Below are 25589 nucleotides of genomic sequence, written 5' to 3' on the forward strand. Positions count from 1 at the left end.
GGCTTGCGACCGGCCGGTTGGGCAGCAGCAGGTTTGCCAGCAGCCGGCTTGCCAGCTGCCGCTTTAGCGGGTGCAGCCTTGCCAGGCGCAGGTTTACCTGGCGCAGGCTTGCCAGCGGCAGGCCTGGAAGCGGAAGCGCCGGGCTTGGCATCGGCGGCGCGCTGGTCCAGGGCCTTGCTGGCCGCTTCGCGCACTTTGCCGACGCCTTGAGCCAACTTCAGGCTCTCTTGGGCATCGCGCTTGAGGTGTTGGATGTAGGTGCGGGTTTCGGACTGCCGCTCTTTCAACGAGTCGAGCAAGGATTCAAGCTCACCTGCCGCTTTCTGCGCCTTGCCTTGCGCCTTGGCTTTACCGGCCTTGGCCGATTCCTGCAACTTGAGGCGCGCGTCGTGAAGTTTGTCCTGGGCTTTGACACGCTGTTTTTCCAGCTTGGTCAGGAGCTTTTCAGCATCGGCCAGCGCTTGCGTGCAGGCCTCTTCCAAATGTTCCAACAAGCTGCCCGAAAGTTGCTGGAGCAGGTGCAGCGGTGTACTGACAGGTTTCTTCTTTGCCGACATGATTCACACCCTGGCTGAGGAAAGTGCGACTCATACTATGCTTCTGCTGCGCAGCCCGCTAGAGCCTGCGCAAGCCAACGCTCGGGCTTGCGTCCATGACATTGCACGGGCAACTTTCGAATGGACACAGGTCAGGTGTTGACGATGATTCAACGCTGGCATACTTGCCGCTCGTTTCAAGGAGCTCGCCGTGTCTCGCCCACTGATGTTCGTCCTGTGCCTGTGCATGCCGTTGTCGTCCCTCGCGGCCGATCCGTCGCCATCCGATCAACACGACCTTGCCTACAGCCTCGGCGCAAGCCTGGGCGAGCGTCTGCGCCAGGAAGTACCGGACCTGCAAATCGAGGCGCTGCTGGAAGGACTGGGCCGGGCGTATCGCGGCCAGCCGCCCACGCTGGACGCCCAGCGCATGCAGGCACTGCTCGAACAGCATGAAGCACACGTCGGCGCGTTGGCCGGGCAAGCGCATACGGCTGACGCGCAGGCCGCCGAGCAACGGTTCATGGCCGGCGAACAGGGCCGCGCCGGGACTCATGCACTGCCCGGCGGATTGCTCTATAGCGAGCTGACGGCTGGCACGGGCGCGCAGCCGCAGGCCGATGGCAGGGTCCAGGTGCGTTACGTAGGGAAACTGCCTGATGGCAGCGTGTTCGACCGGAGCACCACCGCGCAGTGGTTCAACCTCAGCTCGGTGATCGAAGGCTGGCAGCTGGCGCTGCCGAGGATGAAGGCCGGCTCGACATGGCGCCTGGTGATTCCTTCGGCCCTGGCCTATGGCGCCGAGGGCGCCGGTGACCTCATCGCGCCTTACACGCCGCTGGTGTTCGAGATCACCCTGGTGGCCGTGGCCAGTTAGGCTTAGGCCTTCACTGCACCTTCTTCCTTGTGGGCGTTGTGCAGCACTTCGATCAGGCAGTCTTCCAACTCAAAACGCTCACGCAGCAAACTGCCCAGTTCTCCCAGCTTCTTGGCAAAACGCTCGGCGTCCTTGCATTCGGCCTGCTCGCAATGATCGTTGAACGCCAGCGCGATCTGGGTGATTTCATCGATGCGCGGGTTGATCTCGTCAGCCAGACGCAACGCACGATCATCGCCAAAGGCCTTGGCTTCGTTGATCAGTTGTTCGCAAATACCGAAGTGCCAGCCGGAGACGTAATCGACGAGTATTTCGCAGAAGCCGGTGTTGTGCTGCTTGTCGGCGAACGCCGGTTTGGCATCGCGCATCGCTCGGAAGGATTTGACCAATTCGTGGCGTTCTTCCAGCCAACGGTCAATCAGCTGGTGAACCCCGCCCCAGCGTTCCTGAGCATTCTGACAACTATCTAGCATGGCGGTCCCATCCTTCTGGATTGACGCCCCTGCACCTGGCGCCGCCACCGTGCGACACGCGGGTGACATCAGCAAAAGGGCATCTAACAGGTGTATTTTTCAGTAAGCGCTGTGGGAGATTATTCCCGCACGTCCCGGCCATCAAGGTACGCAGGGCACTAACTTCATACAAGTGTTTAATCCGCCCGGCCGCCACCACTGGTCGAACCAGGTGAACACGCCAGCTAGGCGTATTCATTCATCCAATAGCGAAACCGACCCGCCAGCAGGTAGGACAGCGGCAGGCAGGCCAGTGCCAGAAATGCCAACAGGCTCCATTCCGGCAAGGTGAGGTCGAGAAAGCTCCAGCCGATCGGTGAGCAGTCAGGTAAACCGAGCAACAGTTGTTGCAACAATTGCCCCATCGACAATTCGGCCAGCCCCGCAACCGGCGCCGCGCAGGCAGTCGTTGCCCACGACTCACCTTGCAGCCAGACCTGCCGGGCTGCCAACCAGCACCCCAGCGCAGCGCTCATGACCAGCGCCGAGGCATAGCGCCGATCGCCACCCTCACCCGGCGTATGGCCCAACGCGCACAGACTGATGAACAGATACAGACCCAGCACGCCTCGCTGGCTGTAACACAGCGCGCAGCCGTCGATGCCGGTGACCGGAAGCAGACAGAAAGAGCCGCCCAGCATGGCCAGGGATGCCAATGCGGCAGGAAGGAACAGGGTACGCAGCCGAGACAGCGACATTGTTGAGGACATTCCCGGATGTGAATTAGTGGCTTGAGACGGTAAGGAAAGATGTCCTCTGTTTCAAGGCGCTACACAACCGACAAGTCGCTGAATGATCAAGAAAGGAGGTATCGCGAGGTAGGAAGCTTCCTAGGATCGCCAGGTACAGGTTGTTTGCCGGGTAGGGAAAAGTGCATGAACCCCGGCTCCCCGGGGTTTGTGGGGAGCCGGGGGGCCTTCAGGCGCGTACCGTTTCAGGCAACGGCAACGCCAGCAGACGTTCGTCCAGCAGGTTCAACCCTTCCTGGAACAACTGATTGCTCCGTTCGGTTTCACCCAACGCTGCAAGCAGCCGCGCCAGCTCGGCGCAGGCTTCAGGGTTGCGCTCCAGGCGCAAGCTGCTCTCGAAGTAGTCACGCGCTTTGCCCCACAGGCGATTCTGCAGGCTCAGGCGTCCCAGGGTCAGCAACAGGCTGGGGTCACGCGGGTGGTCCTTCAGCCAGCCCTCTGCGGTCTGCAGTTGGCGCGCCGGATCTTCACCACGAACCAGCCCGTACAAGCGGGCAAGGTGACTTTCGTACTGGCGCTTGATGGCGGCACGCAACACCTGTTCGGACTCACCTTGCGCATTGGCCTGGCGCATCTGCTCGGCGTAGGCCAGCACCAGCTGCGGCTCCTGGCGCTGTGCGGCGGTCAACTGCTGCCAGGCGCGCTCCAGTGACTGACGGGCCGTGCTCGCGTCTTCGCCACGGGTCGCGGCCAGACCAAGATTCTGCCCCCAGGCACGCTGCTCCAGCTGTGCCAGCTCATTCGCCGGCAAGGCCTTGTGCTTGCGCAGGTCGGGCAGCAAGCGAATCAACGCCGACCAGTCACCCCGCTCAAGGTACAGCCGCTGCAGCAAACGCAGCACCTGGGCATTGTTCGGATGGCGCTCCTGCATGGCCTGCAGGGTGTTCAGCGCGCCATCGCTGTCGCCACGGTCCATTTGCAGTTGAGCGTGGGCGAGCGCGATGGCCAGCTCAGCCTGGGGCTGACGCTCCAGGGCACGCTCGAGCATGTGGTCACTTTCTTCGGTGCGGCCCAGCTCATTGGCTGCACGGGCCGCACCGAGGTAGAACAGCAGGGGCTGGCGTTCAGCTTCGGCAGCGCGGCGCAGGTGCTTGTGGGCACTGGCCCAGCGGCCTTCGGCAAGGTCCAGCTGGCCTTGCTCGATGGCAATGCGGGTGCGTCGGCTGCGATTGCGCCGCGACCACGGGTTGACCACCCCGGTGGAAGTCAGCAGCAGACCGATCAGGTAGCGCAGCAGCCACAGCGCCAGCACCAGCACCAGCAACGCACCCAGTGCCGCCCACAGGCCAGACTGATAGCGAAAGCCGCCGTAGGCGATCATCACGTAGCCGCTGTGTTTGGCGATGGCAATGCCCAGCGCCGCCGCCACGACGATCGCGATGACCGCCAGCAGGTATACGCGCTTCATGGCTTGGCCCCTTCGCTGTCCGCTGGCAGGTTACGGCGCTGAATGTAAGCCTGCACCGCCGCCAGGCTTTCGCCGAGGTCCGGCACCTTTACCGCCACGGGCTGCTCGGCCAGCTGGTTGAGGCTGTCGAGCATGGCCTTGCTTTGCGGGTTGTCAGGGTTGAAGTTGGCCAGCAGCACGCTGCGAGCGTCATCCAGTGCTTTTTCATAGACCTTGGCCTCGCCGTTGAGCGCCGCCCATTGGGCTTGCTCAAGGGTCAGGGTCAGGGCCAGGCGCAGCTGGTTCAGCGACTGGCCCGCCAGCAACGGCTTGACGTTCTTGTCGGCATCGAACTCGACCTGGAAGTACTTGGAGATCTGCGCCCACCACTGCGACAGCCGGGTCGATACATCGCCTTCGCGGGTGAGTGCGCCCATGGCGTCGGCATTGGCATCGAACTCGGGCGTTTGTGCGCTGAGCTGCGGTACCAGCTCACGCTGGGCCGCCAGCTTGAGGAACAGACCGGTGCGATCAGGCTGCTCGGTGCTGTCGAGCACTGCCTTGCTGCGGGCCAGTTGCTCACGGGCGCCGAACGAGCCAGGGTCGCTTTGCTCACGAAGAATCTCGTCGGCCCCTTCGACCAGCGCTCGGGCACTGGTGATGTCCTGCAGGGCCGACAGGCGCAGCGTGGCCAGACGCAGCAGGTGCTCGGCTTCCGCCAGACGCCATTCCTTGCGGCTCTCGCCCAGCACGGTCTCGACCTTCTGGCTCAAGCGTTGCTGGTCACCCTGCAGTTGAGCCACCAGGCGACGGCGGTCCTCCAGCTCACTGGCGGCCGGCAGGCTGGACAGCTGGGTGGTGAGCTGCTGTTCACGCTGCTGCAGCGCGTTGGCACGCTCGACCAACGCTTGCAGGCTCTGCCCTTGGCCCTGCTCACTGCCTTGCAACTGGCGCACCTGCCAGACACTCCACCCGCCGAAGGCCACGCCTGCCGCGCCCAGCAGCAGGGCGAAGGTCGCCAGGCCATTGCCCGAACGCCTGGCAGGTTTGACGGGCTTGGTCGGTGGGGCTTTCGGCGTTTCCGGCGCCGAGGGTTGATCGTTCTTGGACAAGACAGTTTCGCTCACGTATCCATCCTTCGCAGAGGGGCGCCGCGCACGGCTCAATGCCCTGTCAAGGCAGGTACAGCGGTTCGCTGTACAGCTGCCAGCAAGGCCGCGGCACTGGCGCCACGGCATTCCACAACCTGTCGCGCACCCGCCTCACGCGCCTGTTGGGCTACACGGGGGCTGGGTACGAACAACGGCATTCGTGACAGACGAGGCCAATCGGCACCCGCCAGTCGTTGCAAATGTTCAAGACCTTGCCCACTGCTGACCACCAGGCCATTGAGGCGTTCCCCAATGACCCGCTCAGCCAGGGCTGTATCAGAATAATGCGGCAGGCAACGGCGATACAGTTCCAGATAATCGACACTAGCACCTTGCCCTGCAAGACGCTCGGCCAGCAGTTCGCGACCTCCCACCCCGCGCACGATCAACACCCGCGGCCGCACGCCGGCCAACGCCTGATGCAGCGCCGGCAGCGCCAGCAGCGCTTCGCTGTCATCGCCGTCAGCAGGCCACGTCGCCTGCAGGCCGCGTGCCGTCAGAATGCGCCCGGTGGCCTCGCCGACGGTGAACCAATGGACGGTGGGGGGCGTTAGCCCGGCGGCAGCCTCGAGCACTACCGGCTCTAGCTCAAGCAGCGGCAGGCAGCTGGTGGCAACGCCTGCCGCATGCAACAGCTCGGCGACCGCCAGGCTGTCCTCACGCGATCGCGTCAGCAGCAGACGCCATTCGCTCACGGGTGACCGCTCTCGCCGTAGATAGCCTTGAGAATCGCTTCAGCGCCCTGCGCGAGCAGCGCCTCGGCGACCTGAATGCCCAAGGCCTCGGCTTCGGCGCGAGGCGCACGCGCTTGCGCCGTCAGCAACAGCCCGCCGTCTGGCTGACCGACCAGCCCGCGCAGCCACAGCTGCTCGCCCTCGAGCACGGCATACGACGCGATAGGCACCTGACAGCCCCCATTGAGGTGTTTGTTCAGGGCTCGCTCAGCGACCACGCGGTGGGCCGTATCGAGGTGGTTGAGCGGTGCCAGCAGGGCGTGGATTTCGCTGTCAGCGCTGCGACACTCGATACCCACCGCGCCCTGGCCACCGGCCGGCAGGCTGTCGTCGACGCTGATACTGGAGGTGATGCGGCCCTCGAACCCCAGGCGGATCAGGCCGGCAGCGGCCAGGATGATGGCGTCGTATTCGCCGGCATCGAGCTTGGCCAGGCGCGTATTGACGTTGCCGCGCAGGAAGTGGATCTGCAGATCAGGACGCCGCGCCAGCAACTGCGCTTGCCGGCGCAAACTGGAGGTGCCGACCACGCTGCCGGCAGGCAGCGCAGCAAGGCTGTCGAAGCGGTTGGAAACGAACGCATCGCGCGCGTCTTCACGTTCACAGATGCAGAACAGACCCAGCCCTTCGGGGAAGTCCATCGGCACGTCTTTCATGGAGTGGACGGCGATGTCGGCCTGCTGCTCCATGAGCGCGGTTTCCAGTTCCTTGACGAACAATCCCTTGCCACCAATCTTGGCCAGCGGCGAGTCGAGGAGCTTATCGCCCCGGCTGACCATGGGCACCAGGGTCACCTGCAGGCCAGGATGGGCCCGCTCCAGACGCGCCTTCACATACTCGGCCTGCCATAGGGCCAGGGCACTCTTACGGGTGGCAATGCGGATTTCGCGAGTAGACATGAAGCACACCGAAGCAGGGGAAATGCTGCCGATGATAGCAAATCAGCCCAGCGTGCCAGCAGACTCAGGTCATGCCGCGCCATCCTTGGCGCACAGGTATGGACGTTCAGAGGAAGGGGTCAGAGCGTCTGCATCATCTTGCGCACGCCGGCCACGTGCCGACGGCTGACGGTCAACGCCTCGCCATCGAGGCCACGCAGGTACAGCTGGAAATGCCCGAGCGGGGTGCGCTGCAGCCGCTCGATCCGTTCGCGGGCGACCAGCGCATTGCGGTGGATGCGCACGAACCGGTTGCCGAACTCGTCTTCCAGCGCCTTGAGCGGCTCATCGAGCAGCACTTCGCCACCCTCATGGCGCAAGGTCACGTACTTGTGGTCGGCAATGAAATAGATCACCTGCGGCAGCGGGATCAGCTCAATGCCTTTGCGAGTGCGCGCGCTGATATGGCTGCGCGGGCCGCCGCCGGCTTCGTTGGCAGGGCGAGTCAAGGCGGCCAGTTGCGCCCGGTTGGGTTTTTCTGCGGTGCGCAGTGCGTCACGCAGCGCGCTCGATTCGATCGGCTTGGTGACATGGCTGAGCGCGCTATCGGAAAACGCCTGGCTACCGTACTCATCGTCGCCTGTGCAAAACACCACGGCAGGTGGCGCTTCACGCTCGCAGAGCCGCGCGGCGACCTGCAAGCCATCGAGCCCTGACATGCCGATATCCAGCAGCACGACATCCGGCTTGAGACTATCAATCAGAGCCAGAGCCTCTTCGCCATTGGTGGCGCTGGGCTCCAGTACGGAATAACCCTCTAGTTCACCTAACAACCGACTGAGGCGATCGCGGGATTGGGGTTCATCATCAACGATCAGGACATTCATAATTACGCTGGATTCCTGAGTGAGTCTCGCACGGGTGTGACGTAGACGGGTGCCGAATAACCGGGACCACAATTCACGCTCTAGACCAATGCAATGGCCAAAGATTCAGTGCTCCGACAGTTTCTGCCGAGCCTCTGTGCAACTGTAGACGGTCCATGGAACGCTGCCGTTCAATCGGTAAATATCTCCCGGTGAAGTTAATGCTCATTTAGTCGGCGATATTCTTCGGACTAGCGTCCTGCGGCAGGCCCGGCAACCCTGATATGATCTGCGCCACTTTTTCTTCACGCCTGCAATGAGTGAATCCATGAGCACCGACAAGACCAATCAGTCGTGGGGCGGCCGCTTCAGCGAGCCGGTCGACGCATTCGTCGCCCGCTTCACCGCTTCGGTCGACTTCGACAAGCGCCTGTATCGCCACGACATCATGGGTTCGATCGCCCATGCCACCATGCTGGCCGATGTGGGTGTGCTGACCACCACCGAGCGCGACACCATCATCGATGGCCTGAAGACCATCCAGGGTGAAATCGAGGCTGGCCAGTTCGACTGGCGCGTCGAGCTCGAAGACGTGCACATGAACATCGAAGCGCGCCTGACCGATCGCATTGGCATCACCGGCAAGAAATTGCACACCGGGCGCAGCCGCAATGACCAGGTCGCCACCGACATCCGCCTGTGGCTGCGTGATGAAATCGACCTGATCCTCAGCGAAATCACCCGTTTGCAGCAGGGCCTGCTGGCCCAGGCAGAGCGCGAAGCCGACACCATCATGCCGGGTTTCACCCACCTGCAAACTGCGCAACCCGTGACTTTCGGCCATCACCTGCTGGCCTGGTTCGAAATGCTCAGCCGTGACCACGAGCGCCTGGTCGACTGCCGCAAGCGCACCAACCGCATGCCGTTGGGCAGCGCCGCGCTGGCTGGCACCACCTACCCCATCGACCGCAACCTGACGTGCTCGCTGCTGGGCTTCGAGGCGGTGTCGGGCAACTCGCTGGACGGTGTTTCGGACCGCGACTTCGCCATCGAATTCTGCGCGGCCGCCAGCCTGGCGATGATGCACCTGTCGCGCTTTTCCGAAGAGCTGGTGCTGTGGACCAGCGCGCAATTCCAGTTCATCGACCTGCCTGACCGCTTCTGCACCGGCAGCTCGATCATGCCGCAGAAGAAGAACCCCGATGTGCCAGAGCTGGTACGTGGCAAGAGCGGCCGCGTATTCGGCGCCCTGACCGGCCTGCTGACCCTGATGAAGGGCCAGCCGCTGGCCTACAACAAGGACAACCAGGAAGACAAGGAACCGCTGTTCGATGCCGCCGATACCCTGCGCGACTCGCTGCGGGCCTTCGCCGACATGATCCCGGCCATCAAACCCCGCCACGCCATCATGCGTGAAGCGGCGCTGCGGGGTTTCTCCACCGCAACCGACCTGGCTGACTACCTGGTACGCCGTGGCCTGCCGTTCCGTGATTGCCATGAAATCGTTGGCCATGCGGTCAAGTATGGCGTCGACAGCGGCAAGGACCTGGCCGAGATGAGCCTCGAAGAGCTGCGTCAGTTCAGCGATCAGATCGAGCAGGACGTGTTCGCCGTGCTGACCCTGGAAGGCTCGGTCAACGCCCGTGACCACATTGGCGGCACGGCACCTGCACAGGTGCGCGCGGCGGTCGCTCGCGGTCAAGCCCTGCTGGCGTCGCGCTGAAGCGGGTGGTGCTGCCGTAACAAGAAGGGGGCGCCAGAGCGCCCCCTTCTTGTTTCAATTGCCTTGCTTCTTGTTGCGCATCATCTCCAGGAAGCCAGGCATGGCTGCGTCCTTGTCGGCCTGGATCCTGGCCAGGTGCGGGTGTTCGCCGAGCTTGGCGAGCAACGCAGCGGCTTTCGGGAAATCAGCCAACAGGTCCAGGTTCAGCACTTTCTTCGCTGCAGCGACCGCCAGATCGACCGAAAACGCGAACATCACGTCAGCCAGGCTGAGCTGTGCGCCGGCCAGGTACGGCGCGAACTGGCCATTGCGCTCCACGGTGGCAAAACCTGCCAGCAACTCGCTGCGGGCTTTCTCCTTGACCAGCGGCTCCACGGGCATACCGAAGAATGCTTCGGCGTAACAGGTGCGCGCAGGCAGCTCGATGTACAGCTCGATCTCTTTCATCAGCTCATGCACCTTGGCCTGGGCGAACGGCTCGCTCGGCAGCAGCGGCGTGCCGCCCTGGGTGCGCTCGATGTAGTCGAGGATCGCGCTGGTTTCGCTCAGGAAGCCCTGCTCGGTTTCCAGCGCCGGCACCTTGCCGCGCGGGCTGACCGACAGCGACCCTGAGTCTTGCCCGGGAAAGAACAGCACTTCCTCGAAGGGCACGCCCTTCTCCAGCAATGCCAGCTTGACCATGTTGTAGTAGTTGCTTACAGGGAAACCATGCAGCTTGAGCATTGGAACAGCCTCCGGGCCGTGTGGGGTTGGGCCCAACGTTTATAGCCCCTGGCGGGTACGCTGACCAGCGTCATGCCTGTTGTCGATGGCCGGACATTGCCAGGAACGTCGTGGCAAACTGTCTGCTCAACCCCCAGGAGCCCTGCTATGAGCCAGCCCACCGACATCGACCGCGAAGACGATGAAGCCTTTGCCGAAGCCACCCTCACGCAAGCCGTGGAAAACCAGATCGAAAGCGGCGAGCCGCCAGCGGCCAAGGCCACCTTCAACAAGCTGAGCCTGGTGGGTTACTCACGCGAAGACAGCTTGATGCTGATGGCCATGGTGCTGGCATACGAGATCGACACGATGCTTGCCGAAGACCGCCCGTTCGACAACCAATGGTACGAAGGCGCGCTGCGTGCCCTGCCGGACCTGCCCCCGGAACTGGCCGCTGAGATGGATCAAGGCGACGACGAGTAACTGTGACTACACTCCACGCTCAGGCGCCCGGCTGTCATCGCCGGCGCCGTTCTCCATCCCTTGAAGTCTGGAGTCGCCATGTCCTTTACCCCTGAGCTGATCGCCGAACTCGAAGTCCTTGCCCTGTTCAATCTCGATAGCACCCAAGAAGGCATCAAAGTCCATAGCAACGCCACCCCTGACCTCATCCACGCCGCCAAGCGCCTGCACCAGAAGCAGCTGATCAGCCAGCCCGATGGCGGCTATCTGACCAGCCTGGGCATCGATGCGGCGCAAAGCGCCCAACAGCTCCTGACCATCCTCGGCGTCGCGCAGCCAGCCTGACGCGGCACAGCGCAAGGCAGGGCTGCCAAGCCCCTGCCTTGCGCCTGGGCGCTGTAAAAATGACGTCAATGCTCGCCAGGCACTGATTCTTCCTGCCCACTCGGGCTACACTCGCCGAGCCCCTGCCGCCGAGTGCGCAATGAATCATCCCCACGAGATTCGTCCCGACCTTGATCAAGGCATCGACCGCACGGTTCTGAACACCCTGCGCGCGCGCTTTCTCCAGCTCAGCCGAGGTCGCCTGACCCGAGCCCGGGAAGCACTTTCAAGTCGTCAGCAACAGGTGCTGACCCTCCTTCCCCTGCTGTTGCACGTCAATCACCCGCTGATGCCGGGCTATATTTCCAGCGTCACCCCTGCCGGCATTTGTGGATACGAGCCCGATTTCGCCACCTTGGCCGAAGCAAAGCGCCTGACCCGCGCGTTCAGCTACAAGTCGCCGCGCGCCGAGGCCATGCGCGCCCTGACCGGCCTGTACCTGATCGGCAGCCTCGGCACGCTGGCCCACGCCGAACAGAGCGACATGGACCTGTGGGTCTGCCACCGCGCCGGGCTGAGCATCGATGCCCTGGACGAACTGCGACGCAAATGCCAGCTGCTGGAAAGCTGGGCCGCCACCCTGGGCGCCGACGCTCACCTGTTCCTGATCGACGGCGAAGGCTTTGCCAAGGGCGAGCGTGACGGCCAGCTGGGCTCGGACGACTGCGGCACTACTCAGCACTACTTGCTGCTCGATGAGTTCTACCGCACCGCCATCTGGCTGGCCGGACAGACCCCGTTGTGGTGGCTGGTGCCCGTCTACGAGGAAGGCAATTACCACGCCTATGCCCAGACCCTGCTCGACAAGCGCCTCATTCGCCACGACGAGTACCTCGACCTGGGCCACCTGGCGCACATTCCTGCCATGGAGTTTCTCGGCGCCGGGCTATGGCAGCTCTTCAAGGGCATTGAGTCGCCCTACAAATCGCTGCTCAAACTGCTGCTGACCGAAGCCTATGCCAGTGAGCATCCGGCGCCATACTGCCTGAGCCTGGCGCTCAAAGAGCGGGTGTACGCCAATCGCCTCGATCTCGACGAACTCGACCCGTACGTGATGGTGTACCGGCGTATCGAACAGTACCTGCTGGGGCGTGGCGAGCACCGGCGGCTGGAGCTGGTGCGGCGCAGCTTGTACCTGAAGGTCGACCAGAAACTCAGCCAGCTGGCGCGCGGACGTGGCGGCTGGCAGCGCGGTCTGTTGCAGCGCCTGACCAGCGAGTGGGGATGGTCTGAGCACACGCTGCAAGTGCTCGACAGCCGCAGCCTGTGGAAGGCTGGCTACGTGCAGCAGATGCGCCGCGAGCTGGTGGCCGAGCTGCACCGCAGCTATCGATTTCTGGCCCGTTTCGCCCGTGCCAGCAGCGCCGACAGCCGCGGCAAGATCGACGTGATCAACCCAGGCATCGCCCCCGACCTGGCCGAAGACACCCTGACCCTTGTCCACGCCCCGAATCACCAAGCCCCCGGCAGCCATCACTGGCGGCTGTACAGCGGCAGCCTGGCGGCCCACCAGTGGCCTGCCATGACGCCGATCAGGCACAGCCCTGAACTGATCGAACTGCTGACCTGGGCTTATCGAAATGGCGTCATCGACGGCGGCACGCGCTTGGCCCTGCACCCCGAAACAGCGCTCAACAGCGCGTTGCAACAGGTGCAGGCTCAGCTCGACCTTTGAGACGCCGGGCAACGCCAGTCAAGCCCGAGCAGACGCCCCACGACTCAAGAAGATCGTGCAGCGGGTGAATCAGAGGTCGAAATCACCGGCCGCTTCAGGCTGGTACTCGACATCCAGCAGCTTGAGCTTGAGGGTCTTGCCGCCGGGCGCCGGCCAGTCGATCTCATCACCGACCGACAATCCCAGCAGCGCACCGCCGATGGGCGCGAGCACCGAGACGTTGTTTTCCTTGCCCGCATCCTTGGGATAGACCAGGGTCAGGTGGTAGTCCTTGCCGCTGCCCTGCTCCTGGCAGTGCACGCGGGAATTCATGGTCACCACGCCCGCCGGCACCTCTCCATGCCCCACCACCTGCTCGGCACGGTCGAGTTCGTCCTGAAGGGCCAGCACGCCGGGAACGGACTCATCGAGGCTGTCGATGAGTTGCTCGAGACGCTGTACGTCCAGTCGGGTCAGGGTAAGGGAAGGCTTGGTGCTCATAATCCAGTCAGGCTCCTTTGAACAGGGAAAAAGTCATCAGGCAAATAAAGCAAAACCCCGCCCAAGGGCGTAATGCTGTTCATTTAAGCGACTGGGGCCGCCTTGCAGCCCATCGCGGCTGAAGCCGCTCCCACAGAGTACGCATATCCTGTGGGAGCGGCTTCAGCCGCGATGGGCTGCAGAGCAGCCCCAAGTGATATCGATGTCGCTTAAGTAAACAGCGTTACGCCCAAGGGCGGGGTTTGTAGAGGCGATTGGCGTCGTCGACGCGTCAACCGACACTATCACAGCAGGGCAAATACTCAAGCCCGTGCGTCACTGCTGGCGACGCGCCTCGGCTTCGCGGCAGATTTCCCGACGACGCGGGTCGTCGGCCGAACGCCATTCGCGGATGTGCTCGACCGGGCGCTGGCAGCCGGTGCAGACCTTGTGCTCATCCAGCCGGCAGACACTGATGCAGGGCGACTTCACGGCCGGGCTGACGTTGCTGTAAAGCGGTTTGGGCGGGCGGGCAGGCGTGCTCATGTCAGATCTCGGAAAAATCCAGCTTCTCGCCCGCGCGCTCCCAGACGATGCGCTCCAGCATTTCGCCCAGCAGCTCGTCGCTCTTCTCGCAGCTCCACTGGCCGCTCTCCTCGTCGTAGTCGAAATGAAAGCCCCCGGAACGGTCGGCCAGCCACAGCTGGCGCAAGGGTTCTTGCCGGCTGAAGATCAGCTGGCTGCCATTCTCGAACTTGATGGTCAGCACACCCGCCGAGTTTTCCATGTCCAGGTCCATGTCGCTCTCGTCGAACAGGTCTTCGAGCGCCTGTTGCGTGGCGTCGACCAGGTCGTGGAAACGTGCTTCGCTCAAACTCATTGCGGGAACCTCGGAAATGGCAGCTGACGGGCAAGCCGGGCAAGATACGGGCGCTTTGCCATGAATGCAAAGGATAGCGACGATCGCGCCAATCAGGCCGTCAGACCGACCGGCGCTTACATAGGCAATCCGCTGGTCGCTCGGTATACTCGGGCGCAATACTGCATATTTCAAAGGATTTCGCCCATGAAGCGCCTGATTTCCTCCCTCGCGGCGCTGCTCGCCGTGGCTTGCCTCGTTTCCGCCTGCGGCCAGAAAGGCCCGTTGTTCCTGCCCGATGACAGCAAGGACGGCCAAGACACGCACTCGTCGCACAAGCACACGCAGTAAGGGATTTCCATGGACGCTTTCAATTACCGCGACGGTCAGCTGTTCGCGGAAAACGTGGGCTTGTCGGCCATCGCCGAACGCTTCGGCACACCGACCTACGTGTACTCGCGCGCCCACATCGAGGCGCAATACCGCAGCTATGTCGACGCCCTGCAAGGCACCTCGCACCTTGTCTGTTTCGCGGTAAAGGCCAATTCCAACCTGGGCGTGCTGAACGTCCTGGCGCGCCTGGGCGCAGGCTTTGACATCGTGTCGGGCGGCGAGCTGGAACGCGTGCTGGCCGCCGGTGGCCGTGCCGATCGCGTGGTCTTCTCGGGTGTCGGCAAGACCCGTGAAGACATGCGCCGCGCGCTGGAAGTGGGCGTGCACTGCTTCAACGTCGAGTCGGCCGATGAGCTGGAGCGCCTGCAGGTGGTGGCTGCCGAACTCGGCAAGCAGGCCCCTGTGTCGCTGCGGGTCAACCCGGACGTCGATGCCGGCACCCACCCCTACATATCCACCGGCCTGAAGGAAAACAAGTTCGGTATCGCCATCAGCGATGCTGAAGCCTTGTACGTGCGTGCTGCGCAGCTGCCGAACCTGGATGTCGTCGGCGTCGATTGCCACATCGGTTCGCAGTTGACCACCCTCGAACCGTTCCTCGATGCCGTAGACCGTCTGCTGATGCTGATCGACCGTCTGGGCGAGTGCGGCATTCACCTGCGTCACCTGGACCTGGGCGGCGGTGTCGGCGTGCGTTATCGCGACGAGCAGCCACCGTCGGTGGCTGACTACATCAACGCCGTGCGCGAGCGTGTCGGCGCGCGTGACCTGGCGCTGCTGTTCGAACCCGGCCGCTACATCGTCGCCAACGCCGGCGTGTTGCTGACCCGCGTGGAATACCTCAAGCACACCGAGCACAAGGACTTCGCCATCATCGATGCGGCGATGAACGACCTGATCCGCCCAGCGTTGTACCAGGCCTGGATGGACGTCAGCGCCGTGACCCCACGCGAGGGTCAGGGCCGCGAGTACGATGTGGTCGGGCCCATCTGCGAAACCGGCGATTTTCTCGCCAAGTCGCGCCAGCTGGCGCTCGCCGAAGGTGATCTGCTGGCCGTTGGCTCGGCTGGCGCCTATGGCTTCGTCATGAGTTCGAACTACAACACGCGCGGCCGTTGCGCCGAGGTGCTGGTCGATGGTGACCAGGCGTTCGAGGTGCGTCGCCGCGAAACCATCCCTGAACTGTTCGCCGGCGAAAGCCTGCTGCCGGAGTGAACCCATGCTGCTGCGTTTCACCAAGATGCACGGACTGGGCAACGACTTCATGGTCCTCGACCTGGTCAGCCAGCACGCTCACATCCAGCCCAAGCACGCGCGGCAATGGGGTGATCGCCACACCGGGATCGGCTTCGACCAACTGCTGATCGTCGAGGCGCCGAGCAATCCGGAAGTGGATTTCCGCTACCGGATCTTCAACGCTGACGGCTCCGAGGTCGAACAGTGCGGCAACGGCGCGCGCTGCTTTGCCCGCTTCGTGCTGGACAAGCGCCTGACCGCCAAGAAGCTCATCCGCGTGGAAACCAAGGGCGGCATCATCGAGCTCGATGTGCAGCAGGACGGCCAGGTGTGTGTCGACATGGGTCCGCCGCGACTCGTGCCGATCGACATCCCCTTCGTCGCTGAAGCCCAGGCGCTGAGCTACCCGCTGGAGATCGACGGCCAGGCCTACCCGATTGCCGCGCTGTCGATGGGCAACCCGCATGCCGTACTGCGTGTCGAAGATGTCCAGACCGCTCCGGTGCACGCCCTGGGGCCGAAAATCGAACACCACCCGCGCTTCCCGCAACGGGTCAACGCCGGCTTCATCCAGGTGGTCGATCGCCATCATGCCAACCTGCGCGTCTGGGAACGGGGTGCGGGCGAAACGCAGGCCTGCGGCACCGGCGCTTGCGCGGCGGCGGTGGCAGCGATCAGCCAAGGCTGGATGGATTCACCGGTTACCCTCGACCTGCCTGGCGGACGCCTGCACATTGAGTGGGCTGGCCCGGGCATGCCTGTGCGCATGACCGGCCCAGCCGTACGCGTCTATGAAGGCCAGGTCCGCCTCTAACCGAGTAAGCGCCATGACCGATCAGCCAACACCCCAGGCCGCAAGCCTCGATGCCGAGGACGTGATTGCCTACTTGCGCGAACACCCGACGTTCTTCGCCGCACACGACGATCTGCTTCTCGAACAGCTCATCCCCCACCAGCGCGGCGACAGCGTGTCGCTGGTGGAGCGTCAGCTCAAACTGCTGCGCGAGCGCAACATCGAGATGCGCCATCGGTTGTCTCAGCTGATGGACGTTGCCCGCGACAACGACCGGCTGTTCGACAAGACCCGCCGCCTGATTCTCGACCTGCTCGACGCCAACAGCCTCGAGGAGGTGGTCATGGCCGTAGAAGACAGCCTGCGTCAGGACTTCAAGGTGCCCTTCGTCAGCCTCATCCTGTTCGGCGACAACCCCATGCCGGTCGGCCGCTGGGTCTCCAGCAGCGAAGCGCAAGTCGCCATTGGCGCCTTGATCAGCAGCGGTAAACCCATTAGCGGCAACTTGCGTGATCACGAGCTGGCGTTCCTCTTCGGCGAGGAGCAGCGCAAGGATGTCGGCTCTTCGGCCGTGGCCACGCTCGAGCACCAGGGGCTGCATGGCGTACTGGCCATCGGCAGCCGCGATCCGCAGCACTACAAGAGCAGTGTGGGATCGCTGTTCCTTTGCCACATCGCCGAAGTGCTGAGCCGGCTGATCCCGCGGTTCACGCAAACCCTGCGCTCGGTGCGCTGATGAACGAACAGCTGGACGCTTATTGCGCGCACCTGCGCAATGAGCGCCAGGTGTCCGAGCACACCCGCCTGGCCTACCGCCGGGACCTGGAAAAGGTGCTGACGTACTGCGCCAAACAGCAGATCGAACAGTGGTCGGACCTGCAGCTGCAGCATGTGCGGCAGCTGGTAGCGCGTCTGCACCATGACGGGCAGTCTTCAGCCAGCCTGGCCCGACTGCTCTCGGCAGTGCGTGGGCTGTACCGCTACCTGATCCGCGAAGGCCTCAGCCAGCACGACCCGGCCGCCGGCCTGGCGCCGCCCAAGGGCGAGCGCCGCCTGCCCAAGACGCTGGACACCGACCGCGCCCTGCAACTGCTCGATGGCGGGGTTGACGACACCTTCATCGCCCGCCGCGACCAGGCCATGCTCGAACTGTTCTATTCGTCCGGCCTGCGCCTGTCCGAGCTGATCCAGCTCGACCGGGTGCACCTGGACCTCAGCGCAGGCCTGGTGCAAGTGCTCGGCAAGGGCAACAAGACACGCATCCTGCCGGTCGGGCGCAAAGCGCGCGAAGCCTTGCAAGCCTGGCTGAAGGTACGCGGCCTCGGCGCGCCTTGCGATGACGCACTGTTCATCAGCCGCCAGGGGCGCCGCATCAGCCCGCGAGCCGTCCAGCAGCGGCTCAAGCTCGCCGGCGAACGCGAGCTGGGCCAGCACCTGCACCCGCACATGCTCCGCCACTCCTTCGCCAGCCATGTACTGGAATCCTCCCAGGACCTGCGCGCCGTGCAAGAGATGCTCGGCCACGCCGACATCAGCACCACGCAGATCTATACCCACCTGGATTTCCAGCACCTGGCGTCGGTGTACGACAGCGCCCACCCGAGGGCCAAACGCACTAAAGGCACAGACTCATGAGCATCCAGCTGATCACCTTCGACCTCGATGACACCTTGTGGGACACCGCGCCAGTGATCGCCAGTGCCGAGGTCGTGCTGCGCGACTGGCTCAAGGCCAATGCGCCCAAGCTCTCGGCGCTGCCCGTCGAGCACCTGCACAGCGTGCGCGAGCGGCTGGTGCAGGCCGAGCCTGGCCTCAAACACCGTATCAGCGAACTGCGCCGGCGGGTACTGTTCCATGCCCTGGCCGACGTCGGCTACGACCCGCACACGGCGCAATCGATGGCCGCCGAAGGCTTCGAGACGTTCCTGCACGCACGCCATCAGCTGGAGATCTTCCCCGAGGTGCAGCCGATGCTGGAGGTGCTCAGCCAGCGTTATGCCCTGGGCGTGGTCACCAATGGCAACGCCGACGTGCGCCGCCTGGGGCTGGCGGACTACTTCGACTTTGCCCTGTGCGCCGAAGATGTCGGCATCGGCAAGCCCGACCCTGCCCCCTTCCTCGAAGCGCTTCGGCGCAGCGCGGTGTCGCCGGCAGCGGCGGTGCACGTGGGCGATCATCCGCGTGACGACATCGCCGGGGCGCAGCGCGCGGGCCTGAAAGCGGTGTGGTTCAACCCGCAGGGCAAGCACTGGGCCGGTGAGGCGCCACCCGACGCGCAGATTCAGTGCTTGTCGCAACTGCCGGGTGTGCTCGCGCGCTGGAACTGACAGGCGCTGTCACTGACACGCACAAAAAAGCCCGCAGCGACGGCGGGCTTTCCGGTGTAGCACCACTCAGATAGGGCGGCTGCCGTACTTGTTGTCCGGCTTCTTGGGCGGGTCAGCGACCACATTGGCCTCGACTTCCTGCACCTTGCCGCCACGGGAAAGAAACTCTTCCATGGCGCGGGCCAGTGCATCGCGCTCCTTCTGCTTGGCTTCCATGCTCGGCATTTCTTCTGCCGTTACGGCCTTGGACTTGCCCTTGGCAGCAGGTGCCGGGCTATCGTCTTCGGCTGCATCTTCTGCACCGTCATCGGCGGCGGTTTCAAGGCCATCATCAGCCTCGTCGTCGCCAGCTTCCAGTTCGTCGTTTTCCAGATCGTCGTCGCTCATGTTCTACCTCATGACTTGCGAAAAGCAGATTTAGTTGGTTTTTTCGCCTGGTGTCGCCGTAGACCGGCGAGCATCAGAAATAATTCCCGGCAGTGTGAGTCGATCCTGCCAGTCAGCGTTGCGCTTGGGCGGTGAGCCATAACTGGCGGTCTGTCGCAGATGAGCCTGCTCCCGCACGTCATGCAACAGCCGCTGTGGGCAAGTCGCCAGGCACCTGCGTACTGCAATGATGCGGGGCGTGCGAGCCTTGCTTTCAGCCCCCGCCACACCTTATGCATGACCGCGCCCGTTCAACCACGACCCACATCGCCAAGGAGGCGAAACGCAGTGTGGCGCGCATTCTAGCGTGCTCGCAGAAAAAGCAAAGCTCCCTTAATGCTCTGTTGCGTGTAAGTTTTTGCACCCGGGAAGCATTGCCAGGGATGCAAGGATTGCCAGCATGCTTTGTTGAATACGCAGACAAAAAAAAGCCCGGCGAACCGGGCAGTGACGAGAGCGTCGCGGTCAGAGGTTGTAGCCGCGCTCGTTGTGTTGAGCCAGGTCGAGACCGACCGCTTCTTCTTCTTCATTGACCCGCAGGCCCATCAGCACATCCAGCACCTTGAGAATCACGTAGGTGACGATTGCGGTGTAGATGACCGTGAACAGAACACCCTTGGTCTGTACCCAGACCTGCGCGGCGATGTCGGTCACTTCCCCGAAGCCGCCCAGTGCCGGTGCGGCGAATACACCGGTCAGAATCGCGCCGACGATCCCGCCGATACCGTGCACGCCAAATGCATCGAGCGAGTCGTCATAGCCCAGCTTGCGCTTGAGGCTGGTCGCGCAGAAGTAGCAGATCACACCTGAGGCCAGACCGATTGCCAGGGCGCCCATCGGGCCCACCGTGCCGGCTGCCGGGGTGATGGCCACCAGGCCAGCGACCACACCCGAAGCGATACCCAGGGCGCTGGGTTTGCCATGCCCGATCCACTCGGCGAACATCCAGCCCAGGGCCGCTGCAGCGGTCGCGATCTGGGTCACCAGCATGGCCATGCCGGCCGTGCCGTTGGCGGCTGCAGCAGACCCCGCGTTGAAGCCGAACCAGCCGATCCACAGCATGGCTGCGCCAATCAGGGTGTAGCCGAGGTTGTGCGGCGCCATCGGCGTGGTCGGGTAGCCTTTGCGCTTGCCCAGCACCAGGCAGCAGATCAGGCCGGCGACACCCGCATTGATGTGCACCACGGTGCCACCGGCGAAGTCCAGCACGCCCCAGTCCCACATCAGCGCACCGTCGCCGCTCCAGACCATGTGCGCGATTGGCGCATAGACCAGGGTGAACCAGATGGCCATGAATACCAGCATGGCCGAGAACTTCATGCGCTCGGCGAACGCACCGACGATCAACGCAGGCGTGATGATGGCGAAGGTCATCTGGAAGGTGATGAACACCGCTTCCGGGAACAGCGCCGTCGCCGACGTCAGGCTGCTGGGCGTAACGCCGCTGAGGAATGCCTTGGAAAGCCCACCGACGAAACTGTGGAGGTTGGTCACGCCCTTTTCCATGCCGCTGGTGTCGAAGGCCAGGCTGTAGCCGTAGATCATCCACAGCAGGCTGATCAGGCCGGTAATGGCAAAGCACTGCATCATCACCGAGAGCACGTTCTTCGAGCGCACCATGCCGCCGTAGAACAAGGCCAGGCCAGGAATGGTCATGAACAGCACCAGGGCGGTTGCCGTGAGCATCCAGGCGGTGTCACCGGAGTTGAGAACCGGGGCGGTTTCGTCTGCCAAGGCAAGGCCTGGCAGGACGAGAGGCAATAGGGCGCCAAGCCCTGCGATCTGACGCAGAGTCATGTTGTTTTCTCCTGGGGCGTTGGGGTTTGCTGAGGCGGTGGTGCGGTGTCAGATCGCGTCGGTATCGGTTTCGCCGGTACGGATGCGGATCGCCTGCTCCAGATTGACTACGAAGATCTTGCCGTCACCGATCTTGCCGGTGTTGGCGGCCTTGGTGATGGCTTCGATGACCCGGTCCAGGTCCTTGTCGTCGATGGCGACATCGATCTTGACCTTGGGCAGGAAGTCGACGACGTATTCGGCGCCACGGTACAGCTCGGTGTGGCCTTTCTGCCGACCGAAGCCTTTGACTTCAGTGACGGTGATGCCCTGCACGCCGATTTCCGACAGCGACTCACGGACGTCGTCCAACTTGAACGGCTTGATGATGGCAGTGACTAGTTTCATGCAACTCTCTCCCGATGTGGTGGACTTGCCCCAGGAAAACAAACCCGTCTCAAGTCTAAGCGCAGTGCCTGGCTTTGTAACGCGTCGTAAGCGACGTCCCGTCTGCTGCCGATGCACTGGCCGATTGCCCGTCTGCGGGCTCACTCAGCCTGTTGCCTGAACACCTGGCAGAGACCTAGCAGAAACCTTGCCAATTCCCTGCAGCCTACGGTCTAGACGCGTTGGCGTGGGTTCGGCAGATCCGAATCAAGTGCCATCATCTAGCCCATGCACAAGTGCAGTGCACGCACGTATTCCTCAGTGCTCGAAAACTGTGCACGACAGGCCTGTACAGGCTGCGTGGTACACTCGCGCACTCATTTCCCTTACGGACCGCTCGATCATGCTCGCGCCCAAAGCTTTCCTCGATGCGCTCAGCGACCAGGCTTCGCGCCTGTTCAGCGGCGATGCCTCTCAACCTCGCGCCGAAATCGAAAGCCAGTTCAACGCATTGATGCAGGGCGCGTTCAGCAAACTGGATCTGGTCAGCCGCGACGAATTCGACAGCCAGATGGTGGTGCTCGCGCGCACTCGCGCGCGTCTGGAAGCACTGGAGCAGCAAGTGGCCGAGCTCGAAGCGCGCATGGCGCCGGCTGCGCCAACTCAAGACTGACCCCCCCTCCCTCAACGTCGCGCGATGTGCGCGACGGTGCTTTCTTGCCTGTGATTGCTACTCCGTAATATTTCCTACAGGTTTTTAGGAATATCCAATAGATGAAAATTAATTAAAGTGCCGACTTCAGGTTGACGCGTACACGCTCTGTTAACTAAAGTTCGCTCGCTTCGCCAGCGAGGCGTTTTTCATTACTTGAAGAGTTCAATGGACACAGTCAATAGACGCAGCCTGGCTGTTGCGCGTCGCAACGGCCAGGTATCAGAACCCATCTTCCGGTTTCGACACCCAGGTCGGCCGAGTCACGCAGGCGCCTAGCCCTGCCGTCACTTGCCTGCTCCGGTATCAGACCGGCTGGAGGCAAGCCCATGCACCTCAATTTCTGCATGTCCTCGTGGTATCGCGCCCGTCATCCGGCGCCGCCTGCCCCTGTCCGAGCCTCGGACTCGCTACCTTCCAGCTCATTGCTGGCCCCACGCTGTCGGTTGCAGGCCGTATGGCATCGTGCGCCTGCGCATTGCTCGCCGCAGCTGCAATGGCAGCAACTCGATGGTGAAGAACCGCCCAGTCGGGGGCATCACCTTCAACTGTGGCGCTGAGTTCGACTCACACTTCAGCTGAAACACTACATTCAAACAGCTCACACTTTTCATAATTGAAAGTGTGCGATCTCCTGTCGCCTCGAATAACTAAACGAGATAAAAACGCATGGAAATTCCGAGTAGAAAGTTCGCCGCCCTTCATACCCTCGACACCCGGCTGCGAGCACTCAATCGTCGAACATTGCAACTTCATCGCCCAATCGTGTCGAGACCGGCCTGTGCTTCAGGATGATCCACAGCGCTGTCTCGTCACCTCCTGTCACAGGAGTACTGACAATGACCGTCAAAGACCGCACCCCCTCCTCCCCGAAACTGTCCATGCGCGCCGCCCGTGAGGCGCGTAACGGCCTGTCCGTCACGTACGCCAACCTCGACGCCACCGAGCATGGCCTGACCGAACGCGAAGCCGCCAAGCGCTTGCCGCGTGATGGTCGCAATGAGGTGGCCCATGACCGGCCACCTTCAGCTGCCACGCAATTTCTCCTGGCGCTGCACAACCCCTTCATCTATGTGCTGCTCACCCTCGCCGCCATCAGTTTCGTCACCGACTACTGGCTGCCGCTGCGTGCAGGTGAAACCGATGAGGCCGACCTGACCAAGGTCATCATCATCCTCACCATGGTCAACCTCAGCGCCGTGCTGCGTTTCTGGCAGGAATACCGCTCCGGCAAGGCCGCCGAGGCGCTCAAGGCCATGGTGCGGACAACCGCGAGCGTGCTGCGCCGCAAGCAAGGCCGCGATACTGCCACCCTGCGCGAAGTGCCCATGGGCGAACTGGTCGCCGGCGACATCGTGCAGTTGTCGGCCGGCGACATGATCCCCGCCGACCTGCGCCTGATCGAATCCCGTGACCTGTTCATCAGCCAGGCCGTGCTGACCGGCGAAGCCTTGCCGGTGGAAAAATACGACACCCTCGGCAACGTGGCGCAAAAATGCGCCGCAGACACGGTCAGCGATTCGGCGAACCTGCTCGATCTGCCCAATGTCTGCTTCATGGGCACCAATGTGGTCAGTGGGCGCGCACGCGCTGTGGTGGTGGCGACAGGACACCGTACCTACTTCGGCTCGCTGGCCAGGTCGTTGTCGGGCCATCGCAGCCAGACCGCCTTCGACCGCGGCGTGAACAGTGTCAGCCGCCTGTTGATTCGCTTCATGCTGGTCATGGTGCCGGTGGTGTTCATGATCAATGGTCTGGTCAAAGGCGATTGGGCGGATGCCTTCATGTTCGCCCTGGCGGTTGCCGTAGGCCTGACCCCGGAAATGCTGCCAATGATCGTCAGCGCCAACCTGGCCAAGGGAGCCCTGGCCATGGCCCGGCGCAAAGTGGTGGTCAAGCGCCTCAACGCCATTCAGAACCTGGGCTCGATGAATGTATTGTGCACTGACAAGACCGGCACCCTGACCCAGGACCGGATCATTCTGGAGCACCATGTCGACCCCAACGGCCAGCAAGACCCGCAGTTGCTGCAACTGGCCTGGCTGAACAGCCACCACCAGAGCGGCGTTCGCAACCTGATGGACCAGGCCGTGCTGAACTTTGCCCAGGCCACCGCCGGCTTCAAAGCGCCCTTTGCCTACGCCAAGGTCGACGAGCTGCCCTTCGACTTCGTCCGCCGGCGCTTGTCCGTGGTACTCGACAATGGCGCCGGCCATCACCTGCTGATCAGCAAGGGTGCCGTCGAGGAGATGCTGGCGGTCGCCAGCCAGATTCAGCAGGGCGAGGCTGTTCTACCGCTCGATGACGCACAGCGCGAAGCCCTGCTGGCACGAGCCAACAGCTTCAACGCGCAAGGTTTCCGTGTACTGCTCCTGGCCACCCGGGACATCCCGATGGCTCAGTGCAAGCGTCAGTACGCGGCCGAGGACGAGCGCGAACTGGTGGTGCGCGGCCTGCTGACCTTCCTCGATCCACCCAAGGAAACCGCCGGCCCGGCCATCGCCGCGCTGCGTGAAATGGGCGTGTGCGTCAAGGTACTGACCGGTGACAACGCGCTGGTGACCAGCACCGTATGCCGGCAGGTGGGCATCGACCCGGGTGAGCCGCTGCTCGGCCAGGAGGTCGAACGCCTGGGCGATCAGGCGCTGAAAGACCTGGTCGAACAGCGCACGGTCTTCGCCAAGCTCACCCCGCTGCAGAAGTCCCGCGTGCTCAAAGCCCTGCAGAGCAATGGCCACACCGTCGGCTTCCTGGGCGATGGCATCAATGACGCACCGGCCCTACGGGATGCCGATGTGGGGATCTCGGTCGACAGCGCGACCGACATCGCCAAGGAGTCGGCCGACATCATCCTCCTGGAAAAAAGCCTTCTGGTGCTCGAAGAGGGTGTGACCAAAGGCCGTGAGACCTTCGGCAATATCATGAAGTACCTGTGCATGACCGCCAGCTCCAACTTTGGCAACGTGTTCTCGGTGCTGGTGGCCAGCGCATTCATTCCGTTCATGCCCATGCTGGCGTTGCACCTGCTGCTGCAAAACCTGCTGTACGATTTCTCCCAGCTCTCGCTGCCCTGGGACAAGATGGACAAGGCGTTCCTGAGCCGTCCACGCAAGTGGGATGCTGGCAACATCGGACGCTTCATGCTGTGGATCGGGCCAACCTCGTCCATTTTCGACATCACCACCTTCGCCCTGATGTGGTACGTGTTCGCCGCCAACAGCGTGGAGATGCAGGCGCTGTTCCAGTCTGGCTGGTTCATCGAGGGCCTGCTGTCGCAGACGCTGGTCGTGCACATGCTCCGTACCCGCAAGGTGCCATTCTTCCAGAGCACGGCGGCATGGCCGGTGATTCTGGCTACCGGGCTGGTGATGGCCCTGGGCATCTACATTCCCTTCTCGGCACTCGGCGCGATGGTCGGCCTGGTGCCACTGCCGTGGGAGTACTTCCCTTGGCTGGTGGTGACACTGCTCGGCTACTGCATCGTCGCGCAGGGCATGAAGACCCTGTACATCCGCCGCTTCGGTCAGTGGTTCTGATCATCCAGACGCTGGGCTGAACCGAGCCCGGGGCCATTGATGGCACCGG

Annotated in this window: 28 protein-coding genes; 13 read left to right on the top strand and 15 right to left on the bottom strand. The window is 63.1% G+C overall.

The window, feature by feature from the left end:
* Positions 1-557, bottom strand: a 557-nt coding sequence (locus RT028_RS06080; RefSeq protein ID WP_312933526.1) for an AlgP family protein, incomplete at its 3' end; no start/stop codon positions are given.
* A 190-nt stretch (positions 558-747) separates the two neighbouring features.
* On the opposite strand from RT028_RS06080, the gene RT028_RS06085 reads away from it, so the two are divergent.
* Entirely contained in the window at positions 748-1413 is a 666-nt protein-coding gene (locus tag RT028_RS06085; RefSeq protein WP_312933528.1) for an FKBP-type peptidyl-prolyl cis-trans isomerase, read from the top strand.
* 2 nt (positions 1414-1415) lie between these two features.
* On the opposite strand, the gene rsd is transcribed toward RT028_RS06085, so the two are convergent.
* The 7 genes from rsd to RT028_RS06120 all read right to left on the bottom strand — a co-directional run bounded on the left by rsd (position 1416) and on the right by RT028_RS06120 (position 7711).
* A complete protein-coding gene (gene rsd / locus RT028_RS06090; protein WP_312933613.1) occupies positions 1416-1886 on the bottom strand; it encodes a sigma D regulator in 471 nt (156 codons plus the stop codon).
* Positions 1887-2110: 224 nt separating this feature from the next.
* Positions 2111-2623, bottom strand: a complete 513-nt coding sequence (locus RT028_RS06095; protein ID WP_312933530.1) for a disulfide bond formation protein B — start codon at positions 2621-2623, stop codon at positions 2111-2113.
* A gap of 220 nt (positions 2624-2843) precedes the next feature.
* On the bottom strand, positions 2844-4082 hold the full coding sequence (locus tag RT028_RS06100; protein WP_312933532.1) for a heme biosynthesis HemY N-terminal domain-containing protein: 1239 nt from the start codon (positions 4080-4082) through the stop codon (positions 2844-2846).
* Positions 4079-5188: a uroporphyrinogen-III C-methyltransferase gene (locus RT028_RS06105; protein WP_312933534.1), complete on the bottom strand. Its 1110-nt coding sequence runs from the start codon at positions 5186-5188 to the stop codon at positions 4079-4081. The genes RT028_RS06100 and RT028_RS06105 overlap by 4 nt, the downstream gene beginning before the upstream one ends.
* A 35-nt stretch (positions 5189-5223) precedes the next feature.
* Positions 5224-5907 (bottom strand): uroporphyrinogen-III synthase, encoded by a 684-nt coding sequence (locus RT028_RS06110; RefSeq protein ID WP_312933536.1) that lies wholly within the window; start codon positions 5905-5907, stop codon positions 5224-5226.
* Positions 5904-6845, bottom strand: a complete 942-nt coding sequence (gene hemC / locus RT028_RS06115; protein ID WP_312933538.1) for a hydroxymethylbilane synthase — start codon at positions 6843-6845, stop codon at positions 5904-5906. Before hemC ends, RT028_RS06110 begins: the two co-directional genes overlap by 4 nt.
* Before the next feature lie 119 nt (positions 6846-6964).
* A complete protein-coding gene (locus RT028_RS06120; RefSeq protein WP_312933540.1) occupies positions 6965-7711 on the bottom strand; it encodes a LytTR family DNA-binding domain-containing protein in 747 nt (248 codons plus the stop codon).
* A 307-nt stretch (positions 7712-8018) separates the two neighbouring features.
* On the opposite strand from RT028_RS06120, the gene argH reads away from it, so the two are divergent.
* Complete coding sequence (gene argH / locus RT028_RS06125; RefSeq protein ID WP_312933542.1) at positions 8019-9413, top strand: argininosuccinate lyase; 1395 nt, start codon at positions 8019-8021, stop codon at positions 9411-9413.
* 54 nt (positions 9414-9467) lie between these two features.
* Here argH and RT028_RS06130 read toward each other — a convergent pair whose 3' ends face one another.
* Entirely contained in the window at positions 9468-10136 is a 669-nt protein-coding gene (locus tag RT028_RS06130) for a glutathione S-transferase (protein WP_312933543.1), read from the bottom strand.
* A 147-nt stretch (positions 10137-10283) separates the two neighbouring features.
* Here RT028_RS06130 and RT028_RS06135 point away from each other — a divergent pair, with 147 nt between their 5' ends.
* From RT028_RS06135 to RT028_RS06145, 3 genes are all read left to right on the top strand, one after another.
* The gene (locus tag RT028_RS06135; protein WP_312933545.1) at positions 10284-10598 is read left to right on the top strand and encodes a hypothetical protein; all 315 of its coding nucleotides are present in this window, start codon (positions 10284-10286) and stop codon (positions 10596-10598) included.
* A gap of 78 nt (positions 10599-10676) precedes the next feature.
* Positions 10677-10922, top strand: a complete 246-nt coding sequence (locus RT028_RS06140) for a TIGR02647 family protein (protein ID WP_312933547.1) — start codon at positions 10677-10679, stop codon at positions 10920-10922.
* A 139-nt stretch (positions 10923-11061) separates the two neighbouring features.
* The gene (locus RT028_RS06145) at positions 11062-12636 is read left to right on the top strand and encodes a class I adenylate cyclase (RefSeq protein WP_312933549.1); all 1575 of its coding nucleotides are present in this window, start codon (positions 11062-11064) and stop codon (positions 12634-12636) included.
* A gap of 69 nt (positions 12637-12705) precedes the next feature.
* Here RT028_RS06145 and rnk read toward each other — a convergent pair whose 3' ends face one another.
* The 3 genes from rnk to cyaY form a co-directional block, all read right to left on the bottom strand.
* Positions 12706-13116 carry a nucleoside diphosphate kinase regulator gene (rnk, locus tag RT028_RS06150; protein ID WP_312933551.1) on the bottom strand — a complete coding sequence of 137 codons (411 nt, stop codon included), beginning with the start codon at positions 13114-13116 and terminating at the stop codon, positions 12706-12708.
* Between the two features lie 315 nt (positions 13117-13431).
* Positions 13432-13641 (bottom strand): DUF1289 domain-containing protein, encoded by a 210-nt coding sequence (locus RT028_RS06155; RefSeq protein WP_312933553.1) that lies wholly within the window; start codon positions 13639-13641, stop codon positions 13432-13434.
* A gap of 1 nt (position 13642) precedes the next feature.
* On the bottom strand, positions 13643-13975 hold the full coding sequence (cyaY, locus tag RT028_RS06160) for an iron donor protein CyaY (RefSeq protein ID WP_312933555.1): 333 nt from the start codon (positions 13973-13975) through the stop codon (positions 13643-13645).
* Between the two features lie 186 nt (positions 13976-14161).
* On the opposite strand from cyaY, the gene lptM reads away from it, so the two are divergent.
* Genes lptM through RT028_RS06190 form a run of 6 tightly spaced genes read left to right on the top strand, consistent with a single transcriptional unit; the run spans position 14162 to position 18703 of the window.
* Positions 14162-14305 carry an LPS translocon maturation chaperone LptM gene (lptM, locus tag RT028_RS06165; RefSeq protein WP_312933557.1) on the top strand — a complete coding sequence of 48 codons (144 nt, stop codon included), beginning with the start codon at positions 14162-14164 and terminating at the stop codon, positions 14303-14305.
* Positions 14306-14314: 9 nt separating this feature from the next.
* A complete protein-coding gene (gene lysA, locus RT028_RS06170; RefSeq protein ID WP_312933559.1) occupies positions 14315-15562 on the top strand; it encodes a diaminopimelate decarboxylase in 1248 nt (415 codons plus the stop codon).
* 4 nt (positions 15563-15566) lie between these two features.
* On the top strand, positions 15567-16397 hold the full coding sequence (dapF, locus tag RT028_RS06175; RefSeq protein WP_312933560.1) for a diaminopimelate epimerase: 831 nt from the start codon (positions 15567-15569) through the stop codon (positions 16395-16397).
* Positions 16398-16410: 13 nt separating this feature from the next.
* Positions 16411-17112, top strand: a complete 702-nt coding sequence (locus tag RT028_RS06180; protein ID WP_312933562.1) for a DUF484 family protein — start codon at positions 16411-16413, stop codon at positions 17110-17112.
* Entirely contained in the window at positions 17112-18011 is a 900-nt protein-coding gene (xerC, locus tag RT028_RS06185; protein ID WP_312933564.1) for a tyrosine recombinase XerC, read from the top strand. Before RT028_RS06180 ends, xerC begins: the two co-directional genes overlap by 1 nt.
* Entirely contained in the window at positions 18008-18703 is a 696-nt protein-coding gene (locus RT028_RS06190) for an HAD family hydrolase (RefSeq protein WP_312933570.1), read from the top strand. The genes xerC and RT028_RS06190 overlap by 4 nt, the downstream gene beginning before the upstream one ends.
* 66 nt (positions 18704-18769) lie before the next feature.
* On the opposite strand, the gene sutA is transcribed toward RT028_RS06190, so the two are convergent.
* The 3 genes from sutA to glnK form a co-directional block, all read right to left on the bottom strand.
* Positions 18770-19090 (bottom strand): transcriptional regulator SutA, encoded by a 321-nt coding sequence (gene sutA, locus RT028_RS06195; RefSeq protein WP_312933572.1) that lies wholly within the window; start codon positions 19088-19090, stop codon positions 18770-18772.
* A 504-nt stretch (positions 19091-19594) separates the two neighbouring features.
* On the bottom strand, positions 19595-20926 hold the full coding sequence (locus RT028_RS06200) for an ammonium transporter (protein WP_312933574.1): 1332 nt from the start codon (positions 20924-20926) through the stop codon (positions 19595-19597).
* Between the two features lie 48 nt (positions 20927-20974).
* A complete protein-coding gene (gene glnK / locus RT028_RS06205; protein ID WP_002555808.1) occupies positions 20975-21313 on the bottom strand; it encodes a P-II family nitrogen regulator in 339 nt (112 codons plus the stop codon).
* Between the two features lie 382 nt (positions 21314-21695).
* On the opposite strand from glnK, the gene RT028_RS06210 reads away from it, so the two are divergent.
* Positions 21696-21965, top strand: a complete 270-nt coding sequence (locus RT028_RS06210) for an accessory factor UbiK family protein (RefSeq protein WP_312933580.1) — start codon at positions 21696-21698, stop codon at positions 21963-21965.
* Between the two features lie 878 nt (positions 21966-22843).
* Positions 22844-25540 (top strand): magnesium-translocating P-type ATPase, encoded by a 2697-nt coding sequence (mgtA, locus tag RT028_RS06215; protein ID WP_312933582.1) that lies wholly within the window; start codon positions 22844-22846, stop codon positions 25538-25540.
* Positions 25541-25589: the final 49 nt, after the last annotated feature.

Source organism: Pseudomonas sp. (genome assembly GCF_032058845.1).
GTDB lineage: Bacteria > Pseudomonadota > Gammaproteobacteria > Pseudomonadales > Pseudomonadaceae > Aquipseudomonas.

Coding starts and splice junctions, on each gene's coding strand:
- rsd (WP_312933613.1), bottom strand. CDS start 1,886: ATGCTAGATAGTTGTCAGAATGCTCAGGAACGCTGGGGCGGGGTTCAC.
- RT028_RS06095 (WP_312933530.1), bottom strand. CDS start 2,623: ATGTCGCTGTCTCGGCTGCGTACCCTGTTCCTTCCTGCCGCATTGGCA.
- RT028_RS06100 (WP_312933532.1), bottom strand. CDS start 4,082: ATGAAGCGCGTATACCTGCTGGCGGTCATCGCGATCGTCGTGGCGGCG.
- hemC (WP_312933538.1), bottom strand. CDS start 6,845: ATGTCTACTCGCGAAATCCGCATTGCCACCCGTAAGAGTGCCCTGGCC.
- RT028_RS06120 (WP_312933540.1), bottom strand. CDS start 7,711: ATGAATGTCCTGATCGTTGATGATGAACCCCAATCCCGCGATCGCCTC.
- argH (WP_312933542.1), top strand. CDS start 8,019: ATGAGCACCGACAAGACCAATCAGTCGTGGGGCGGCCGCTTCAGCGAG.
- RT028_RS06130 (WP_312933543.1), bottom strand. CDS start 10,136: ATGCTCAAGCTGCATGGTTTCCCTGTAAGCAACTACTACAACATGGTC.
- RT028_RS06135 (WP_312933545.1), top strand. CDS start 10,284: ATGAGCCAGCCCACCGACATCGACCGCGAAGACGATGAAGCCTTTGCC.
- RT028_RS06140 (WP_312933547.1), top strand. CDS start 10,677: ATGTCCTTTACCCCTGAGCTGATCGCCGAACTCGAAGTCCTTGCCCTG.
- RT028_RS06145 (WP_312933549.1), top strand. CDS start 11,062: ATGAATCATCCCCACGAGATTCGTCCCGACCTTGATCAAGGCATCGAC.
- rnk (WP_312933551.1), bottom strand. CDS start 13,116: ATGAGCACCAAGCCTTCCCTTACCCTGACCCGACTGGACGTACAGCGT.
- RT028_RS06155 (WP_312933553.1), bottom strand. CDS start 13,641: ATGAGCACGCCTGCCCGCCCGCCCAAACCGCTTTACAGCAACGTCAGC.
- cyaY (WP_312933555.1), bottom strand. CDS start 13,975: ATGAGTTTGAGCGAAGCACGTTTCCACGACCTGGTCGACGCCACGCAA.
- lptM (WP_312933557.1), top strand. CDS start 14,162: ATGAAGCGCCTGATTTCCTCCCTCGCGGCGCTGCTCGCCGTGGCTTGC.
- lysA (WP_312933559.1), top strand. CDS start 14,315: ATGGACGCTTTCAATTACCGCGACGGTCAGCTGTTCGCGGAAAACGTG.
- dapF (WP_312933560.1), top strand. CDS start 15,567: ATGCTGCTGCGTTTCACCAAGATGCACGGACTGGGCAACGACTTCATG.
- RT028_RS06180 (WP_312933562.1), top strand. CDS start 16,411: ATGACCGATCAGCCAACACCCCAGGCCGCAAGCCTCGATGCCGAGGAC.
- xerC (WP_312933564.1), top strand. CDS start 17,112: ATGAACGAACAGCTGGACGCTTATTGCGCGCACCTGCGCAATGAGCGC.
- RT028_RS06190 (WP_312933570.1), top strand. CDS start 18,008: ATGAGCATCCAGCTGATCACCTTCGACCTCGATGACACCTTGTGGGAC.
- sutA (WP_312933572.1), bottom strand. CDS start 19,090: ATGAGCGACGACGATCTGGAAAACGACGAACTGGAAGCTGGCGACGAC.
- RT028_RS06200 (WP_312933574.1), bottom strand. CDS start 20,926: ATGACTCTGCGTCAGATCGCAGGGCTTGGCGCCCTATTGCCTCTCGTC.
- glnK (WP_002555808.1), bottom strand. CDS start 21,313: ATGAAACTAGTCACTGCCATCATCAAGCCGTTCAAGTTGGACGACGTC.
- RT028_RS06210 (WP_312933580.1), top strand. CDS start 21,696: ATGCTCGCGCCCAAAGCTTTCCTCGATGCGCTCAGCGACCAGGCTTCG.
- mgtA (WP_312933582.1), top strand. CDS start 22,844: ATGACCGTCAAAGACCGCACCCCCTCCTCCCCGAAACTGTCCATGCGC.